Origin of the sequence: Shewanella sp. SR44-4 (genome assembly GCF_014163715.1) — a bacterium.
Taxonomy (GTDB): domain Bacteria; phylum Pseudomonadota; class Gammaproteobacteria; order Enterobacterales; family Shewanellaceae; genus Shewanella.
In genome coordinates this window covers 1-19,361 of the sequence record NZ_JACJDU010000039.1, presented here as the reverse complement: position 1 = coordinate 19,361, position 19,361 = coordinate 1, and the positions used below count along the sequence as shown (strand labels likewise).

Annotated in this window: 13 protein-coding genes; 6 read left to right on the top strand and 7 right to left on the bottom strand. The window is 40.9% G+C overall.

Annotation, left to right across the window (positions count from 1 at the left end):
• The first annotated feature begins 137 nt into the window (after positions 1–137).
• Positions 138–2,840 (top strand): acetate--CoA ligase family protein, encoded by a 2,703-nt coding sequence (locus H5125_RS16225; RefSeq protein ID WP_101088362.1) that lies wholly within the window; start codon positions 138–140, stop codon positions 2,838–2,840.
• Positions 2,841–3,069: 229 nt separating this feature from the next.
• On the opposite strand, the gene H5125_RS16220 is transcribed toward H5125_RS16225, so the two are convergent.
• Positions 3,070–4,092 carry a GGDEF domain-containing protein gene (locus H5125_RS16220; protein WP_182744764.1) on the bottom strand — a complete coding sequence of 341 codons (1,023 nt, stop codon included), beginning with the start codon at positions 4,090–4,092 and terminating at the stop codon, positions 3,070–3,072.
• Positions 4,093–4,490: 398 nt separating this feature from the next.
• Between H5125_RS16220 and eco the strand changes: the two genes are divergently transcribed.
• Positions 4,491–5,057 carry a serine protease inhibitor ecotin gene (eco, locus tag H5125_RS16215; RefSeq protein ID WP_101088364.1) on the top strand — a complete coding sequence of 189 codons (567 nt, stop codon included), beginning with the start codon at positions 4,491–4,493 and terminating at the stop codon, positions 5,055–5,057.
• 324 nt (positions 5,058–5,381) lie between these two features.
• Here eco and H5125_RS16210 read toward each other — a convergent pair whose 3' ends face one another.
• The 5 genes from H5125_RS16210 to pssA form a co-directional block, all read right to left on the bottom strand.
• Positions 5,382–5,657, bottom strand: a complete 276-nt coding sequence (locus H5125_RS16210; protein WP_011637386.1) for a hypothetical protein — start codon at positions 5,655–5,657, stop codon at positions 5,382–5,384.
• Entirely contained in the window at positions 5,654–7,663 is a 2,010-nt protein-coding gene (locus H5125_RS16205; protein WP_182744763.1) for an ATP-dependent DNA helicase RecQ, read from the bottom strand. The genes H5125_RS16210 and H5125_RS16205 overlap by 4 nt, the downstream gene beginning before the upstream one ends.
• Positions 7,664–7,798: 135 nt before the next feature.
• Complete coding sequence (locus H5125_RS16200; protein WP_101088488.1) at positions 7,799–8,152, bottom strand: hypothetical protein; 354 nt, start codon at positions 8,150–8,152, stop codon at positions 7,799–7,801.
• A gap of 150 nt (positions 8,153–8,302) precedes the next feature.
• Positions 8,303–9,106 (bottom strand): tRNA-uridine aminocarboxypropyltransferase, encoded by an 804-nt coding sequence (locus H5125_RS16195; protein ID WP_182744762.1) that lies wholly within the window; start codon positions 9,104–9,106, stop codon positions 8,303–8,305.
• Positions 9,107–9,177: 71 nt separating this feature from the next.
• Complete coding sequence (gene pssA / locus H5125_RS16190) at positions 9,178–10,518, bottom strand: CDP-diacylglycerol--serine O-phosphatidyltransferase (protein ID WP_101088367.1); 1,341 nt, start codon at positions 10,516–10,518, stop codon at positions 9,178–9,180.
• Between the two features lie 717 nt (positions 10,519–11,235).
• Here pssA and dacB point away from each other — a divergent pair.
• The 4 genes from dacB (at position 11,236) to katG (ending at position 18,874) form a co-directional block, all read left to right on the top strand.
• Complete coding sequence (gene dacB, locus H5125_RS16185; RefSeq protein ID WP_182744761.1) at positions 11,236–12,807, top strand: D-alanyl-D-alanine carboxypeptidase/D-alanyl-D-alanine-endopeptidase; 1,572 nt, start codon at positions 11,236–11,238, stop codon at positions 12,805–12,807.
• A gap of 285 nt (positions 12,808–13,092) precedes the next feature.
• Complete coding sequence (locus H5125_RS16180) at positions 13,093–14,505, top strand: TonB-dependent receptor (RefSeq protein ID WP_182744760.1); 1,413 nt, start codon at positions 13,093–13,095, stop codon at positions 14,503–14,505.
• Positions 14,506–14,896: 391 nt separating this feature from the next.
• On the top strand, positions 14,897–16,444 hold the full coding sequence (locus H5125_RS16175; RefSeq protein ID WP_182744759.1) for a bifunctional diguanylate cyclase/phosphodiesterase: 1,548 nt from the start codon (positions 14,897–14,899) through the stop codon (positions 16,442–16,444).
• Positions 16,445–16,687: 243 nt separating this feature from the next.
• Positions 16,688–18,874: a catalase/peroxidase HPI gene (gene katG, locus H5125_RS16170; protein WP_101088371.1), complete on the top strand. Its 2,187-nt coding sequence runs from the start codon at positions 16,688–16,690 to the stop codon at positions 18,872–18,874.
• A gap of 117 nt (positions 18,875–18,991) precedes the next feature.
• Here katG and H5125_RS16165 read toward each other — a convergent pair.
• A partial coding sequence (locus H5125_RS16165; RefSeq protein ID WP_182744758.1) for a hypothetical protein occupies positions 18,992–19,361 on the bottom strand: 370 nt, incomplete at its 5' end.

Genomic DNA, 19,361 nt, shown 5'->3' with positions numbered 1-19,361 from the left:
TGATTAAGTGAGTAATTGGTTTTATTCACAAAATGGCCCGTCTGTTAAAATAATCTCTTTATCGTTATTCGATAAAATATTATGCTAATCTAGTGTTAACAACCGTGTTTATTGCCAGCCAGCTAAGGTCACATTTTATGAGTCAACGCAGCATTAATGCACTCTTTAAACCCACTTCGGTGGCAGTCATTGGCGCATCTAACGGCAATAAGCGTGCAGGTAAAGCAATCATGAAAAACCTGTTATCAGGCGGTTTTTCTGGGCCAATAATGCCTGTCACACCCAAATATACCGCAGTAATGGGTGTATTGGCGTACCCCAATATTGAAGCATTACCGATCAAACCTGATTTAGCCATTATTTGCACCAACGCCTTAAGAGTGCCCAGTATTGTTGAACGTTTGGCTCAATTTGGCTGTAAAGTTGCGATTATTATGGCCTCTGGCATGGCATCGCAAACTGACGAGCAAGGTAATAATTTACTTGAACTCACCAAACAATATGCCAAACGATACGGCATGCGCTTATTAGGCCCCAATAGTTTGGGAATGATTTTACCGCCTATTGGACTCAATGCCAGTTTAGCGCACGCAGGAGCCAACGTAGGCAAAATTGCATTTGTGTCGCAATCAGCAGCCATTTGCACCACGGTACTCGATTGGGCCAACAACAAAGGTATTGGCTTTTCGTCGTTTATTTCACTCGGTGATGCCACCGATATCGACTTTGATGAATTACTCGATTATTTAGGCCGCGACAGTAAAACCAGCGCTATCATGCTGTATATCGATTCCATTAACGAAAAACGTCACTTTTTATCTGCCGCTCGCGCTGCCTCACGCAATAAACCCATCTTTGTGATTAAATCAGGTCGCAGCCGTGAAGGTGTGCAAGCCGCAATGCTCCATACTGGTGGTATTGGTGGCAACGATGCCGTTTATGAAGCCGCTTTTAGACGTGCCGGTATGTTAAGAGTAAATGATTTAATTGAATTATTTGCTGCGGTAGAAAGCCTTGCTCATTCGACCCCATTAAAAGGTGAACGATTAGTCATTATGAGTAATGGCGGCGGCCCTGCTGTATTGGCCGCGGATGAGTTGATTATTAAAGGTGGCAAACTGGCACAATTGTCAGAAAAAACCGTCGCAGAACTGAATGCTATTTTACCCAATACTTGGTCACAACAAAATCCTATCGACATGATTGGTGATTCAGACAGCCAACGCTATGCAGATACATTAAAAGTACTTATGAGCAGTAACGATACTGACACTATCTTGGTGCTACATTCACCATCTGTATTAGGTGAAAGTGTTGATATTGCTAACAGTATTATCGACACCATCAATCAACACCCTAACCGCAATAGAATCAATATGCTCACCAATTGGAGCGGTGAAGACTCAGCTTATTTGGCCCGTAAACGGTTTACCAAAGCTGGCATTCCGACCTATCGAACCCCTGAAGGTGCCGTAAGAGCATTTATGCACATGGTCGAATACCGTCGTAACCAAAAGCTACTCCAAGAAGTACCGCAGTCGATACCTGATAATATTCCGACTGACAGCAAAGCGGCACGACTATTATTACAACGCGCTTTGGATAATGGTCAAACAGTGGTTGAAACCCATCAAGCCGTCGATATTTTACGTGCTTACGGACTCAACACCATTGAAACGCGATTTGTAAAAGATGTTGATGAAGCGGTTAATGTCGCCAACCAGGTCGGTTATCCTGTGGCGTTAAAAGTGCAATCACCAGACTTACTGTATAAATCTGATGTGCACGGTGTAGTGCTAAATTTAGCCTCTGATGAAGATGTCAGTCATGCCGCCCACTCTATTATTGACCGGGTGCATCAAACTAATCCTTCAGCCAAAATTGACGGATTAATTATTCAAAAAATGGCATTAACCGCAGGTGCACAAGAAATTAGGGTGTCGGTAATTAATGACCCAGTATTTGGTCCGGCAATCTGTTTAGGTGAAGGTGGATCAGAATGGGACCCAACACGCGACGCTGCGGTTGCACTGCCACCGTTAAACATGGCACTGGCTCGTTATATGGTGATTCAAGCACTTAAAACCCATAAGCTGCGAGACCGTCATTTGCCACTCGGCCTAGACATGAATGCTTTATGCGTGATGCTGACTCAAATATCTCACTTAATTATTGATTGTCCTGAAATTGCCGAAGTAGACATTAATCCTGTTTTGGCCGCGGGTGAGAAAATCACCTTGTTAGATGTCAATATGCGGCTTCATGCCACCCCGCAAGACAACATTAACCGTTTAGCGATTTTGCCCTATCCAAAAGAATTAGAACAAACTACCACGTTAAAAAATGGTCTTGAGATAATGTTACGGCCTATTTTGCCAGAAGATGAGCCTAAACACTTAGATTTTGATAATTCGTTAAGTGATGAAGACAGATACAAGCGCTATTTTGGAGTGCGATCACGCATGACCCATGAAGAAATGGCAGTATTAACGCAAATTGATTATTCGCGTGAGATGGCATTTATTGCGACGACAATGACAGAGGATGGTGAAGAGCTAACATTAGGGGCTGTAAGAGCGTCTATCGACCCAGATAATACCGAAGCCGAGTTTGCTATGGCGGTTCGCAGTAATTATCAAGGGATTGGCTTAGGCAAGTTACTACTGGAAAAACTGATTGCTTACTATAAAACCAACAATACACTTTATTTAACGGGCTTTACCATGTTTGAAAACCGCAGTATGGCCAACCTCGCCAAGTCACTTGGGTTTACGGTATCATTTGATATGGAAGAACATTTAATAAAGATGCACATGGATTTACAACCTAAAGCGCAATAACATTTTGGTTGTGTTAAATGTAATCAACAGCAGATAAACATAAGCCCACATGGATCAACCGCTAAAAAGTTGATTCGTTGTGGGCTTAACGTTTTTAAATCAAACATTGGTTACCGCAAACATTTGTTACTGCAAACATTTGTTACTGCAAACATTTGTTACCACAAATATTGGTTACTGCAAACAAGCTAATTAAAAGAGCATCGCACCGTAAAACCACCGATTAATGTTAACCAAATTTGACGCAGTTTTTGCCGGCAGCTTTTGCAATATAAAGTTGTTCGTCAGCCCGCGATAATAAGGTATCTACATCATCACCCGTTTGAATAGTGGCCACTCCAATAGAAACGGTAATATGCCCCAGGTTTTGTTTCTTTTCTTTACCGATAGAAAGCTGTTTTAATGTAATTCTTTCACGTATTTTTTCCGCCACGTTAACGGCATCAATAAGCTTGGCATTGGGTAACATTACCACAAACTCTTCACCACCATAGCGAGCAACCAAATCATCACCTTTAACGGTATTTTTCATGGCTAAAGCCACATAAGCCAACACTTTATCGCCAATTAAGTGGCCAAAAGTATCATTAAACATCTTAAAATTATCAATATCAATCATCAACAAACTGCATACCGTTTGAGTGTCGACAAACTTGGTGACCTGCTCTGCAGCAAACAACTCATAAGAGCGGCGGTTCTTTAACGATGTAAGTTCATCCGTCATAGCCACTTTACTCAAATTTTCCATTTCGTCTTTAAGGTTAGCAACTTCTTCAGATAATGACTCGAGGCTCGCAGACATTTGGCGATTATTAGCAATGACTTGATCAACTTCGGCGACAATGGAACCAACGATAAAATTGAGCTCATCAGCATTAGGATTTGTTTGCAGCTTTTCGCCAAATTGATTGAGGTTAGATGAAAAAGATTCCGTGCCAACATTTAACTGCTCAATCTTATTAAGTAAGCTGTTAATCAGAATTTGAGTTTCGATTTGGACGTTTTCAATAATTTCTGGTGATTGTTCTTCAATAAATCGATTGTATAAACCTAAATTAACTTCGGGAGTAAATTGAACACCATTAGCAATTAAACCGTCAATTGCGCGTTTTAGATTAAGGTTGCTCTCAGCAAAATAATCAAACCAAATAGCATAGTTTTCTGGCGTGACAGGAATAGCTAAGTCTGCCATTTTAGGTAACGCTAAATGCAGTATATGCGAGGTTTGTTCAAGATTTTGGGTATTATGCATCGAAGGCGATACCTTATTAATAAATACAATGTGTCAAAGGTTATCAGTATGTTATGTCATACTTATGAACTAAACTCAATTATTGATGTTGTCCAATAAACAAGCATAAATAAAAAATAATCATTTTAACCCTTTTCATGCCAAGCAGCGTTTACACTAACTAACTCATACAACTCTGACGAAAGAGCGAGTAAATAAGGTTAAGCTGGATTGTTTGATGCCAAACCTGCTATGAATTATATGCACAAGGCAATTGGTAAGTAAAAGACGATTTGGCCTATTTTTCTGGGATTAATTGTGAGAAGTACACACTATACCTTAGCGTTTGTGTGTGCATACGAACAATAGAATGCCGTTTTATGCGAGATGGTATTACATGTATTTTAAAAGGACAGAATATGAAACGAATCAGTGTTACTGATACCATAAAATTCGTGATGACGGTTACGGTCATCTGTGCCGGTGTCATCTCGTTTGGATCGCGAGCTACCAGTCCCGTTGACAATCATTATCTGAACACCCTGAAAATTAACACTACGGTTATGGATGTCAGTCAATATCAGCCGCAACGAGCCAGTAAAATGTATCCAGCCCCCACTGAGGGCATGGTACAACATGTACTGACCTTGCCTGAACTGAAAAATGAGCAAGATTACATGTTTGAAGTGCAAATTGGTCAAAATCAAATCGTCGATTGCAATAAGACCAAGCTCATCGGTGACATTGACAAAGTATCATTAGCCGGTTGGGGATATGTCTATTACCTAGTCGAAAAAGTGATGCAAGGTCCGACAACCAAAATGATGTGCACTAACGCTAAATCAGCTGAGTTTATCGTGCTTAATGAAGCACTGACATTACGCTATGACAGCCGTCAACCTAAAGTGTTTTATTTACCAGAAGGCACCGACTTACGATATAGAGTGTGGAAAACTGCGAGCGAGTTTGTGTATAGTGGCCAATAATGATTAGACGCAAAGAGTTTATCTTTATTCTCGGGCTACCTTGTTAATCTGTTGACGATTTATGGGTATTTGATTTGGGTTAGTTGAACCCTGCCTAACGGCCAATGTGGGTGCTGTGGCAAGCGCAATGACATTAGTCGAGCAGATTGATGCGGGAGATGATACTACACTTGTACAATGGCTAAGCGACGATATTGCCATGCTTGGAAACGTGATATGAAAATGGCACATCAATTGTTGAATCACATTGAGAAAAGCTCAAATGATCCACTCTTAATACTCAGCACACCGAGACAATCGTGTGCTGAGCTTAATCGATTAGATTTAGTAACGGCGAACCCTTACCACTTGCATTATTTCAATTTCAAATCCACCCACGACTTCTTTTGCCGGGTAGTAAATTAAATTGACTTTATGATCTAACAAACTCTTGAAACGCTGAGGTCGCTTGTATTTAAATGGCACATCGCAATCTTTAATCATTAACGTTTGAACCACCCATTCTCCAACTTGCCGTTGAATATGGGACACCACCGTCACGCCTTCACTTTGTATTAACTCACCGTGTCGCTCTAACAGTATTTTAGGAACCGGTTTCATGAATTTACCTTCTTAACAGTATCCAGAATATCTTGATATCGATAAGCACTAAAACGTCCAAAGCCATCTAGTTGTTTAACTTTCAAACGACTAAACATTGGCATTATCATACCAGCAAGAAATTTAGCCTGCGTGGCAATGGTTGGAGTGGGTAACGATTTTGCTCGAGCCACTAAAATTAACGGTTCAAGCAATGTTGTCACTGTGGCCGAGTCTGGTAACGGAGCCACAGCCTGTTTGGATAAGACGGCAATTTGCCCACGACAAACGCTGCAGTGACCACATACTTGTGGCACCGAGTGGTCATCAAAATAGTGAGCTAAATTTGCACTTAAACAACGATCAAGTTCAAAAAAATCGACTAGCTTACCAATCCGCACAATCTCTTTATGTTCATTCTCACTAAAATATTGACTGAGTTGCTGGGTCAATTGTTGTAATTGCTGCGGTGTCGCTAATGCCTGCTGTTGTACATCATACACTTGAGTGATTTTTTTTGTCTCAAGAATTATCAAATTCTGTTCAGCTAAATAGTCTAATGCCGCAACAACTCGTTGTCGTTCACAACCATGTTGTTGATATAAACTGTCAAAATCCAGTTGTCCCCACACCTTTTTAAACTGCGTATGGGCAAATACCTGACTCAAGAATTGCTGGCGCTGATCGTTAAACCGACTGAGGATGGCTTGCTGGTCTTCCACAAACCGATATTTAAATTCAGCAAAATAAGCATAGCTTGGGCGGATCACGCCTAAAAGCTCTAACTGCACAAATAATGTTTTCAACGGCAATGAACGAATATTACATGCTGTGGACAATGGCGTTTCTTGTACTTCCCAGCGACCACTTTCGGTTTCAGCTGCAATAATGCCTAATAATTGACCTATATTATCTGCTTCAGGTGTATCACCGTAAACAAAATTTTCAACAGTATTTAATCCATCTAAATTTGCTAACGTCACACAATGGGCTAGCAAACCATCACGCCCTGCTCGACCGATTTCTTGGCTGTAATTTTCAATCGACTTAGGTAAATCAAAATGGATAACAAATCGAATATCTGATTTATCAATGCCCATACCAAAAGCAATAGTCGCCACTATCACTTGAATGTGGTTCTGCATAAATTGTTGTTGAATATGTTGTCGAACAGTTTGATCCATACCTGCATGGTACGCAGCAGCATTGATCCCTTGACTGATTAAGTGCGCAGTAACGTCCTCAGCGGTCTTCTGTAGGGTTACATACACTATGCCAGCACCTTGATAGTTTTTAACGGTATACGCGAGCTGAGTGAGCTTTTGTTGCTGATTAACCGCGACAACAGACAAATCTAAATTTGGCCGATAAAAACCGGTTTGCACCACCTGCTCTGGTATCAAACCAAAACGTTTAGCCATATCCAATTTTACTTGCTCAGTTGCCGTCGCTGTTAATAACAAACTTTGAGGGATTGAAAATTCTTGGCAATATTGAGGGATTTTTAAGTAATCAGGCCTGAAATTGTGTCCCCATTCTGAAATACAATGCGCTTCATCAACCACCAGCAACGAAATAGGGACTGACTTAAGAAATTGCCTAAAACGCTCATTTTTAAAACGCTCAACTGACACCATCAAAATTCGTGTACGTTGATCTCGTACATCGCGCATCACTTGTTGCGTTTGTTCATAAGTTAAACTTGAATCAATACTAGCGGCGGCGATGCCTTTACTGGCTAAAAATGCCAGCTGATCTTTCATTAAAGCCAGCAAAGGCGAAATAACTAAGGTTAGGTTGGGTAACTGTTGGGCACAAAACTGATAACACAAGGACTTACCTGAACCGGTAGGAAATATAGCTAACGCAGAATGACCGGCCAAAATGGTTTCAATAACGGCTTGTTGGCCTTCTCTGAACTCAGTAAAACCAAATTGTTGCTGCAACAATTGGTGTAGCGTCTGTTGATCGAAAAATGTTGGAGCGACGTCAGAAGTTGCTGCGTCACTATATGCTGAGGGAGTCATATAAAATCCTGTTATTAACCCCAAACAACATAGGATTATACGATAATTGATAAAACGGTAAGCCTTAGCACTATGGGGAGAGTTAAAGTACAGGCTAAAGTGCTATGAAAGGAATCTACAACACATGAGCTACATTTACCGTTTACGGGCAATATATTGATTAATTAATTGGGTCAATTTATCTTCAAAACGCTCTTCTATGTCATCAAGGTCTTGATCAAACGAGCTAATAAACTTAACCGCTTTATCACGAGACAACACCTTACCTGCAAGGCTGTATTGAATTTCTATTAAGCTTTTGTCTAAGCGAGGCGCAAGAAACCAATGACACACATCAGCATTTAAGTTTACTAATGCTCGCTCGGCCACCTGGCAAAAAGTGTTGATATGCTCAGCACCATCGGGTCCCAAACAACCGGGTTCAAGACGACACAAAACAACTAATTTTTTAGTATTTATCTCTCTAGCACTGTTTATCAACTCTTCCATAATGTGTACGAAACGATCCTTAATAAAATCCTGCAGATTAGAATGTTGCTTAGGTAAAATTGATAACCTAATAGCGATAACTAACACCATTAACGTTCAGTTAGCATCACGTAATTTAACACAATATGCAACCGTTTGGCGCCGATTAAGCTATTTTTTACCGCCCTCATGACTAGCCTGTAATGCATGTTTAAAAGCATCAATAAACTCAGAAATTGGCGTTAAGGTTTCTTTTGCCCGACGGTTACGCCCAAGCAAGGAAGATTCTACGAATAAATCAAACCAAGTCGATAATGCTAACCCATTTTGAGGCTCTTGAGCTGCGGTTAATGCCATTGCCGCGACTTCTGCTGTGCCCAGTTGAAAATCATGGCTGCCTTTACGCAGAGCGTAGGTTGCTAAGGTTTCAGGTGCAAATGAAAGCACTGGCATTTGTTGTAAATACGGGCTTTTACGATACATTTTAATGGCTTCACGCCAACTGCCATCAAGCATAACTAACAAAGGTATTTTGGTTATGCCCTGCTCAGTCGTCAACGAAGTGACCGTTATTTGCTCAACGACGACTTGATCGTTCTCAATATATTGTTGTGGGAAAACTAAAAATGGTTGATAAGTTGGATTAGACAATAAGGCCAACATTGCAGTATCGGTCTCGGTTCGAGTCCACAAAAACGCATGGGTATCAGGAATTAAGTCGGCAATCAGCCTACCACTATTGGTTGGTTTTAATACTTCATCGTTATACATAATCAACATAAAGCTGGTGTTGGTATTCAAGTATTGACGATGTTTACAGGTGCAAAATAATTCACCCAAGAGGCACAAATTACATCTAATAAGTTTCTTTCCTCGCGCGCCGAAGGGCTTTGTCGACAAGGATTTCCGATACTCATGCAAACGGTGAACCGCATGAATTGGCGCTTTAGTGGGTTTAGTCGGTAATTCTGACATTCTGCAACTCTAAGATGAAAAAAATTCATCACCAATGCTGGTGATGAACTGATAAACGCATTATGAGGAAATTATAGAATACGGCGTAATAAAAAGTCTGCTTTTAAACGGCGAATTCGATTCATTATTTTCTTCACCGGTTTAGGGTATTTCTGCAAAGTATCAATTTGGCTATAATGAAATAACCGCTCAGTGTGTAGCAAGATATATTGCTGCTCTTGAATAAACGACTCTTTCCAAGATCCTGACTCATCATGCAATAATAAGCCATTTTCTAAATCCAATGCCCACGCTCGTGGGTTTAGGTTCGAACCCGTTATCAGATGCTTTCGATTATCGGCACTGATGCCCTTCAAATGAAAACTGTTAATACCATCTTTCCATAAATGAATATTCAGTTGTCCGTTCTCAATAGCCCATTGCTGGTTTTTGGCAAATTTACGCAGTGATTGCTCGTACATGTACGGCAACGCACCAATCGTTGAAAAATCTTGATCCGGCGGAATGTAGAAGTCATTCGCCGTTTTGTCACCAACGACAATATCTATTTTTTTGCCATCACGCAGATGTCTTGCTAATGCACGAGTTAAAATCGTTGGCGGGTTGAAATAAGGCGTACAAATAAACAACTCTTTAGTTGATTCATCGACTAACTTAACAATAGTGTCATTTAATCCGTTGTTCTTTCTGCCTAAACCGATCAATGGCGTAACACGGTTACCCACAGTGGTAGAGGTATACTGATAACGGGCCTGAGATAGACGATGTTTAAAACTTTTTACATCGTTCTTTTCAGGGTTATCTTCATTGTCTGCAGCTTGACTTAATACACTTACGGCAGGATCGCTAACGATATTCTGCTTTATCATGTCACGCATACTGCGAGCCAGCTCAGGACAATCGATAACATGGTATCTATCGAAACGGTATTTTTCTTGCTGTTGTAAATAAATGTTGTTAATGCTCGCGCCACTGTAAATAACAGTGTCGTCGATGATAAAGCCTTTAAGATGCAGTACACCCATAAATTCGCGAGACTTCACCGGCACACCGACAATATCAAACGGATGCGTTGCTTGGTCCATTAATTGACGATATAAAATATAATTACCACTGTCGCCCTTTTGACCTATTAGGCCTCGGCGTGCACGATGATAATCCACTAACACTTTGATATCTAATTGTGGGTTTTGGTTCTTTGCGTCTAATAACGCCTGCAATACCTCACGGCCAGCTTCATCATCTTCAACATATAATGCTGCGATGTAAATTGAAGATGTTGCCGATGCAATTTTAGTTAGTAAGGCTTGCTTAAAATCTTTTGGCTTAAGCAACCAAGACACAGCATCTGCATTTAGGGCAATACCACCTAGCTTATCCAGCAAGGCATCCTCCTTAAAATGGGTGACCATTACCATAATCAGTAATGGGATCAAGTTTAAAAAACATCACAGCGATATATTGTAATTGTAAGTACGCTGTTCAACTGTTTAGCAAGTAATACATGCCATGCTTACAGATAAATTGAGGGAATAAGTGACTTCAGAATAAGTAACGTCAACCTCAATTGATGATGTTTCTTTTAACGCAATATCGATAGAGCTAACGAGATAACCTTTACAATAATAAATATCATTGCTGAATGGTCTATCGTGGTCTGTCTATCCGCTCTAATCAACTTATATCACACCACAATATGCTGCAAAATAGAACTATTGCAGCTCTGAGGCATCTAATTCTGAAGATTAGTGAGCTTGGCGTTCTGTTAAGCTGATAGAAATTACCGACTAACAAGGTGATGAGCAAGATTTTTCTTACTTAGCTGCGGTTTTAGTACGCTTTTTTGTTGATAATTTGCGTAATAAAGCGAGATTGCTTGCTAACTAGTCAACTAAAGCGTCAATGATAATAAGTTAAACATTAATTCTAATTATCATAAATGAGGAAATATAACCAAAAAACATCAAATGCATATCAGCTAAGGATATCATCAGCTAACATAACCTATCGTTACTGAACTCTCACAATAGGCTTTTATGAATTCCTTTCTTTTTTGTCTCCCCCAGCCTCGTTTCTTTTATGAACAACCCTCTTTGCGGTTCACTCAAGCCTTATGTCTGCTAGGAGCATTGATTATCACAAGCCTGGTGAATGTTGCAATCGCAGCAGAAACACCCGACCAAGTAGCACTCAGTCAGCCACAAACAGTTTATAGTGATAGTACTACCCAGCAACCTGCAGCATTGTATCTTGATAATATGCTCCAGTTACTAAAACCAACACATTCACAGCTCGGCATCACAGTGTGGGACATGACGACTCAACAAACAGTATTTGAGTACAACAACCAATCGTTAATGCAACCTGCCAGTGTTCAAAAACTGTTAACCGCATTGGCGGCAACTAAACAACTCGGTAAAGACTTTACCTATCAAACCCGTTTAACTACGTTAGCAGAGCAACCTTTAGATAAAAGCCAAATTGATAATGGCATATATTCTGGCGACATTTACATAGAATTTAGTGGCGACCCAACCTTAAAGTATCAAGATTTGCGACAGTTACTCGCCTCTTTAAGTCTGCTAGGTATCACTGAACTGACGGGCAATATTGTATTAACCAGTGAGCAAGATAGCCAACTGCAGGCACCTGGCTGGGTATGGGATGATTTAGGGATTTGCTACGCAGCACCAATATCGCCTTTCATCATTGATAAAAATTGTGTCTATGGTCGATTAGCAACAACCGGCTACAATAAAGTGGCCAACATCACCATGATGGGAAATCGGCCCATTGAAATCACCAATGATGCTTATTTTGTCACCCCAATCATCAACCGACCTGTTGCTAAGCCCACAGTGAAGACATTAACCGATGCGGTTGTTCTTCCTGCATATCTAACAGAATCAGTACCACAGTGTCAGTTAACGTTAAGCCGTTTCGATAATAATCGCTATCATCTTAGTGGCTGCCATGTTGGCGCTAAATCATTGCCTTTGGCAATAGCCATTACCGAACCACAACTGTACGCGCAACAGATCGTAGCCAAACAATTGGCTTCTTTAGGCATTGTGCATCAGCAACCCATTACAGCACAAAAAATGAAAACAGAACCGCAGTTTATGGCTCAAAGACAAGTGATCGCCAGCCACCAATCTGCAGCCTTGCCTAAATTGCTCGAAACCATGTTGCTTAAATCAGATAATTTAATTGCCGACAGTTTATTAAAAAAATTGGGTGAGGTTTATTATCAAGCACCCAGTGATTTTGCCCGAAGTGGCCAAGCATTAAAAACCATTCTGTATTCTATTGGCATCGATTTATCAAATGCAAACATCGCCGATGGCTCTGGTTTGTCGCGTTATAACTTACTCACGCCTGAACACGTATTAAGTGTACTCACCACCTTATACCAACAACCTGAGTACCACTTTTTACTCGAGTTGTTACCAGAATCTGGTGTTAGTGGCACTTTACGCTATAAACGCTATTTCAATAAATCACCGTTGAAAAACCATGTGTTTGCTAAAACAGGCAGTATGTTGGGCATTGCAAACCTAGCTGGCAGAGTGAATGTCAGTAATGGTCATGATTATTTATTTGTTTTATTTGAAAATGGGTTAAGTCCACAGATTAAAAAACAACAAAAAGCGCCTTTTTCGGCGGTGTTTTTGCAAACCATGATGGATGTCCCAAGATAACCAGTACTAGAGATAGCCTGGACTCGAGATAACATCACCATAGCCACCACATTTTGTTAAAACTGTGGCGGCTATCTTCTGTTTAATCTAAAAATAATGATTCTGGCCATCTGCATCGACGACCTGAGTAAAAATGCCACTATAAACATCAATAAAGTAACAATTAACGTAAAATCATCATTATATCGACACATTTTTCCTTTCAGCACTAGCGCATATTTCAACTTGCTATAACATTGTTAGCCGTAACCTTAAGATATGAATATTTTATCGTGTGGAGATAATATGGATAAGCAAGTCAGTTCGCGTGGCACCAAAGAAAAAGCCCTTCGTTTAAATCTAGACGAAAAAAAGTACGGCACCATTGTTGAAATTGGTGCAGGACAAGAAGTCGCACGTAACTTTTTTGTGGCTGGCGCTGCTGCGGGTACGATAGCGAAAACCATGTCGGCCTACGATATGAAATTTTCAGATGCCATCTATGGTGTCCAAGAAGATGGCCGTTATGTCAGTAAAGCTCGTGTGCTAGCGATGATGGAGCAAGAGTTTGATTTAGTGGTCGATCGTGTTGGAGCCATTCGCTCTAAGTCTTCACGATATTTTACCTATGCAGCTACTGTCTCAGCCAAGAGCTTTAATCGTAAAAACGAATGCCATGCATGGTGCGGGGTGCGTATTCAAATGTACCCTGGTGCTGAGCCGTCTAATATTATTGTCCATGTACGCATGTTTGATGACAGCGCTGAAGCACAACAACAAGCGCTGGGTATTTTAGGGGTTAACCTTATTTACGCCAGCTACTATTATTTTGAAGATCCAAAAATGATTATCGATTCGTTAACCGACAGCCTAAAAGCCAATCGGATTGAAATTGATTGTATCGACTTTCAAGGTCCCTACTTTGAAGATGTCGACAATCAAGCCAAGAATATTCATCTTATTCGCAGCTGGAAAACTCGCGCTATTATGTTCAAAGCCGATGGCAGTGTCGCGGTACCTGCCGATATGCTGTACAAAAAGAACGTGTTAACCATTCGTGGTTCATTTAAACCCATTACCAACCTTAATGTCGATATGATTGAGCAAGGCTACAAAGCCTTTTCGACATTAGAAGGGGTAACCGATAAAAATACCGTGTTAATCGCAGAAATATCACTGAATGACTTACACGGTAAAGATGCCAATATGACCGAGAAGGACATTATGGAACGGGTTAAATTGCTTAACTTATTAGGCTATAACGTAATGATTTCTGATTACACCCGCTATTTTTCATTACGTGCTTATTTTCGTCAGTACACCCAATTACAAATTGGCATTGTGGTGGGCATTGTTAACATTAAACAAATTTTTGATGAAGAATATTATCGTGGCATGGAAGGCGGCATTCTTGAAGCTTTTGGTAAGTTATTTCCTGATAATACGCGTTTGTTTGTCTACCCAGAACGGGATGAAAAAGGCGAGCTAAATGACTTAACCAATGTCAGTGTGCCTAATAACTTGCGTTATTTATTCCGCCACGTGCTTGATAACGGCTTTATCACCAGTATTGAATCAAGCAATCTTGATTTGTTTAATATTTTTTCTCGAGAAATTTTACAACAAATTTGTCGCGGTCAAGGGGAATGGGTTAACGCCGTACCCGACGCCGTCAGTAAAGCCATTATGGAGCAAAAATTATTTGGTTACCGCGGCTAATGAATACATATTGATTCTGTATAAGGCAAGATGTCATTGCGCGGTTAGATGTTTGATACCTCAACGTGCAATGACTAAATATGATGAGAATCATCGTTAAATAATTGATTTCATTTTCTACTTTGAGTACGCAAAAACAACATTAGTACACTAGTATTTAAATGGTTAACCTATCTTGGGTTAGCCATTTTCTTAACAGACACCTTTTTAACGCTATTTTAAATACACTGTCCTTAATAAATCTACACAAACAACACACCTTCACAACTACATTTTACAGCAATCTTTAATAACAGCTCGCTCGTTTTATCGATTATCCTTCCCTTCTTACCACAGGAAATAGCGATTGTTGCAGATATTGGCTTTATCAATGCTTATTTTAGGACTCTGTATGCTGGTCTTTAGTTTAAGAGCAGTAAACAAAATTTGTGTTAAGGACAATAATACTGGCTGGCGAGTGCTTAGAGGATTGATCATCTTTTTCGTGCTGGGCTATACAGGGGTTTTTTATTACCTGTGTAAACAATCTGACTTGGCAATATCAGATGTCATTTTTTGCATCATCATGTTTTCTGGTGGCGGATTTGTTGTGTTGGTCACTCGACTGAGTTTAATGAGTTTGCTTAAAGTCGAAAAATTAGTCATCAATGAGCGCAGTAATGCGCTGCACGATAGCTTAACAGGTCTACCTAATCGACAATATTTAATGAACTCGTTAAGTCATCATGTCGATGTTGGACTGCCATTCAGCCTGTTGCTGATTGATTTAAACCGTTTTAAACAAGTCAATGATGCTTTAGGCCATTATTATGGTGACTTACTCTTAATTGAAGTCGGTAAGAGTGTTTCGGAACACTTACCCGATGATGCAACGTTATTTAGACTTGGCGGAGACGAATTTGCTGTCATTGTCACTCAAGTAGAATTAGCTCAGGTTCAACACACCATTAACGCTATACACCAGGCGCTTGAAAAGGCATTTTGCATTGAGAGTTATGATTTATTAGTGGGCGCTAGCGTAGGATTATCTCACTATCCCAGCTACGCAAGTGAAATAGGTCAATTGTTACAGCAAGCCGATATTGCTATGTACTCAAGTAAAAAACTAGCCACCTTATATACCACCTATGATCATAGCCTTGAAACCAATGCCGCCGAAAAAGTGAATATCAGTGCTTTATTAAAACGCGCGATTGAACAACAGGAGTTTGAACTCTGGTATCAACCTATCATAAATCTTCGCGACAACAGCCTTTACGGCGTCGAAGCGCTTATTCGCTGGCCTCGTCCAGATGGCAGTTACACGCCCCCAAGTGTGTTTATTAATATTGCCGAACAAACTACCCTTATAAACCAAATAACCGATTGGGTAATGCAACAAGTTGCAAAGGACGTTGAGCATTTTGAATCCTTGGGGTTGTCTTTGTGTATCCACCTCAATTTGTCCGCTAAAGATTTACAAGATCCAACCCTAATCAATAAAAGTGTGTCACTTGTTAACGGCAATCACTCATCGCAGAAGATAATGTTTGAAATAACCGAAAGTGCAATGATGACCAATGTTGCACAAGCTAAGGATGCGATGACACAGATTACCGCTGCGGGGGGAGCATTCAGTATTGATGATTTTGGAACGGGGTTTTCTTCGCTAGAACTACTGCGTGACCTTCCTGTTACCCAAATTAAAATTGATGGTTCATTTATCAACAGTATCCATCATAGCGATGCAGACTTGGCAATAGTAAAATCAGTCATTTTTCTGTCCCAACACTTAAATTGTAATGTTGTAGCAGAAGGCGTAGAGAACAGTGAAACGGCGACATTACTAGCATCACTCGGTTGCGATCTCGCCCAAGGTTACTACTATAGTAAACCTATGCCCATGTCATCTTTTGCCCATTATATTCAAGTACAACAATCAATGAGCACCGCAGTCTAGCATCATAGTCTTTAATGACTTGGATCATGACTTACACCAAATTATTGGCCTAATCTCTATCAACATACTGTTCTATTATCGAACGATTTTTAACAGTCAGCATGACTAATCTTATTCATCAATAAAATCGATTAGCCGGACCGAAAAAAGTCGCTTTCATTCGTAGTCACAGTCAGTTAGCCTGTTATAGAAATCCAGTGATGCATAAAATTTATGCTATTTTTAGTGATAAAGGAACCTATCATGGACAAAGCACAACAAACCCAAGGCAAATGCCCAGTAAACCACGGCGGCAATACCACAGTCGCGAGCGACGTTATGGAGTGGTGGCCTAATGCACTTAATCTCGATATTCTTCATCAGCATGACAATAAAACCGATCCAATGGATCCTAACTTCGATTACCGCGAGGCGTTTAAAAGCCTCGACTTGTCTGCGGTAAAACAAGATCTCCACGCACTCATGACTGATAGCAAAGATTGGTGGCCAGCCGACTGGGGCCATTATGGTGGACTGATGATCCGTATGGCTTGGCACTCTGCTGGTACTTATCGTATAGCAGACGGTCGCGGCGGTGCAGGAACAGGTAACCAACGTTTTGCGCCACTCAACAGCTGGCCAGATAACGCCAATTTAGACAAAGCACGTAGATTACTGTGGCCAATTAAAAAGAAATATGGCAATAAGTTGTCTTGGGCTGATTTGATCATTCTCGCTGGTACCATTGCTTATGAATCTATGGGCCTAAAAACCTTTGGGTTTGCTGGCGGCCGTGCTGACATCTGGCATCCAGAGAAAGACATATACTGGGGTTCAGAAAAAGAATGGCTGGCAACAAGCGATACACCCAATAGCCGCTATTCAGGCGAACGAGATCTCGAAAATCCATTAGCCGCCGTAATGATGGGATTAATTTATGTCAATCCTGAAGGTCCTGATGGCAAGCCAGACCCACTGAGAACCGCACAAGACATTCGTGTCACCTTTGAACGCATGGCAATGAATGACGAAGAAACCGTCGCGCTTACTGCTGGTGGTCACACTGTCGGTAAATGTCACGGCAATGGTCGTGCAGAAAAGCTCGAAGCCGCTCCTGAAGGGGCTGAACTCGAAGACCAAGGTTTAGGCTGGTTAAACAAAACAAGCCGCGGTATTGGCCGCGATACGGTAACAAGCGGTATTGAAGGCGCTTGGACAACCAACCCAACTCAGTGGGACAATGGCTACTTTGAGTTATTGCTTAACTACGAGTGGGAACTTAAAAAGAGCCCTGCTGGTGCATGGCAATGGCAGCCTATCGACATCAAAGAAGAGCATAAGCCTGTTGATGTTGAAGATCCATCGATTCGCCTAAGTCCTATCATGACCGACGCTGATATGGCGATGAAGATGGACCCAGAGTATAGAAAAATTTCAGATCGCTTTTATCAAGATCCAGCTTATTTCTCGGATGTGTTTGCTCGTGCTTGGTTTAAGCTTACCCACAGAGATTTGGGTCCTAAAAGTCGTTATTTAGGCACTGATGTACCTGCTGAAGAGTTAATATGGCAAGATCCTGTTCCACAAGTTGATTACAGCTTAACCGAACAAGAAGTTACCGACACTAAAGCTAAGATTCTGGCCAGTGGATTAAGTATTGCTGAACTTGTGGCTACGGCTTGGGACAGTGCCCGCACTTTCCGTGGTTCAGATTTTCGTGGCGGAGCCAACGGTGCACGTATTCGTTTAGCGCCACAAAAAGACTGGCAAGGTAACGAGCCGACAAGGTTACAAAAAGTATTAGCGGTGTTAACCACTATTCAAGCAGGCCTAACTAAGCCGGTCAGTATTGCAGATTTAATTGTGCTCGGAGGATCAGCCGCAGTAGAGCAAGCTGCTCATGCTGCTGGCGTTAAGATATCGGTGCCTTTTGTTGCCGGACGTGGCGATGCAACGCAAGCTCAAACTGATGTTGAGTCTTTTGATGTGTTAGAGCCTCTACACGATGCATTTAGAAACTGGCAAAAGAAAGACTATATCGTTCAGCCAGAAGAAATGATGCTCGACCGTACTCAATTAATGGGGCTAACCGCGCATGAAATGACAGTATTGGTTGGTGGTATGCGAGTATTAGGAACCAACTACGACAACAGTCAACACGGTGTATTTACCGACAATGTTGGCGTGTTATCAAATGACTTTTTTGTCAACTTAACTGATATGTCGTACAACTGGAAGCCTGCAGGTAAAAATCTGTATCACATTGTGGAGCGCAGCACTGATAAAGTGAAATGGACTGCAACTCGAGTTGATTTAGTCTTTGGCTCAAACTCTATTTTACGTTCGTATGCAGAGATTTATGCACAAGACGACGCAAAAGAGAAGTTTGTTAAAGACTTTGTTAAAACGTGGACTAAAGTAATGAATGCAGACAGGTTTGACCTAGCCTAGTGACGACGGTTAGTCATAATGTATAGTTTGTAAAATAATATCGAGGGCGGAATGTATTATTCTGCCCTCGAATTATATTTGGTTAAATCGCTCAATACAGGTTAAGTATTCTCAAGATCAATTCATACGCTTTACTTCAAAATCCATTTTCACTTTCACTGGTACTCGCTTAATATTCGATGCCGCTGGCACATACTGCTGTTTTGGCATCTTATTGACTAATGCTTGCGTCATCCAGCCCTCTGGCTGCGAGCTAATAAGCGCTTTGCTGACTTCGTTACCGTTTGAGTCAATCGTAATATAATATTCGCCCTTACCTGCACCTCTTGGTAACCAATCAGGACGTTTGTTTAACATTACAGGTTTAATCTGCTCCAATGACCAATATTGATTGAGTTGAGAATTTTCAATAGTGATTACCTTTGTATTAAACACGGCTTGAGGTACTTGAACGGTTTGAGTTTGAGTTTGAGTTTGAGTTTGAGTT

Coding starts and splice junctions, on each gene's coding strand:
- H5125_RS16225 (WP_101088362.1), top strand. CDS start 138: ATGAGTCAACGCAGCATTAATGCACTCTTTAAACCCACTTCGGTGGCA.
- H5125_RS16220 (WP_182744764.1), bottom strand. CDS start 4,092: ATGCATAATACCCAAAATCTTGAACAAACCTCGCATATACTGCATTTA.
- eco (WP_101088364.1), top strand. CDS start 4,491: ATGAAACGAATCAGTGTTACTGATACCATAAAATTCGTGATGACGGTT.
- H5125_RS16210 (WP_011637386.1), bottom strand. CDS start 5,657: ATGAAACCGGTTCCTAAAATACTGTTAGAGCGACACGGTGAGTTAATA.
- H5125_RS16205 (WP_182744763.1), bottom strand. CDS start 7,663: ATGACTCCCTCAGCATATAGTGACGCAGCAACTTCTGACGTCGCTCCA.
- H5125_RS16200 (WP_101088488.1), bottom strand. CDS start 8,152: ATGGAAGAGTTGATAAACAGTGCTAGAGAGATAAATACTAAAAAATTA.
- H5125_RS16195 (WP_182744762.1), bottom strand. CDS start 9,106: ATGTCAGAATTACCGACTAAACCCACTAAAGCGCCAATTCATGCGGTT.
- pssA (WP_101088367.1), bottom strand. CDS start 10,518: ATGGTCACCCATTTTAAGGAGGATGCCTTGCTGGATAAGCTAGGTGGT.
- H5125_RS16180 (WP_182744760.1), top strand. CDS start 13,093: ATGGATAAGCAAGTCAGTTCGCGTGGCACCAAAGAAAAAGCCCTTCGT.
- H5125_RS16175 (WP_182744759.1), top strand. CDS start 14,897: ATGCTGGTCTTTAGTTTAAGAGCAGTAAACAAAATTTGTGTTAAGGAC.
- katG (WP_101088371.1), top strand. CDS start 16,688: ATGGACAAAGCACAACAAACCCAAGGCAAATGCCCAGTAAACCACGGC.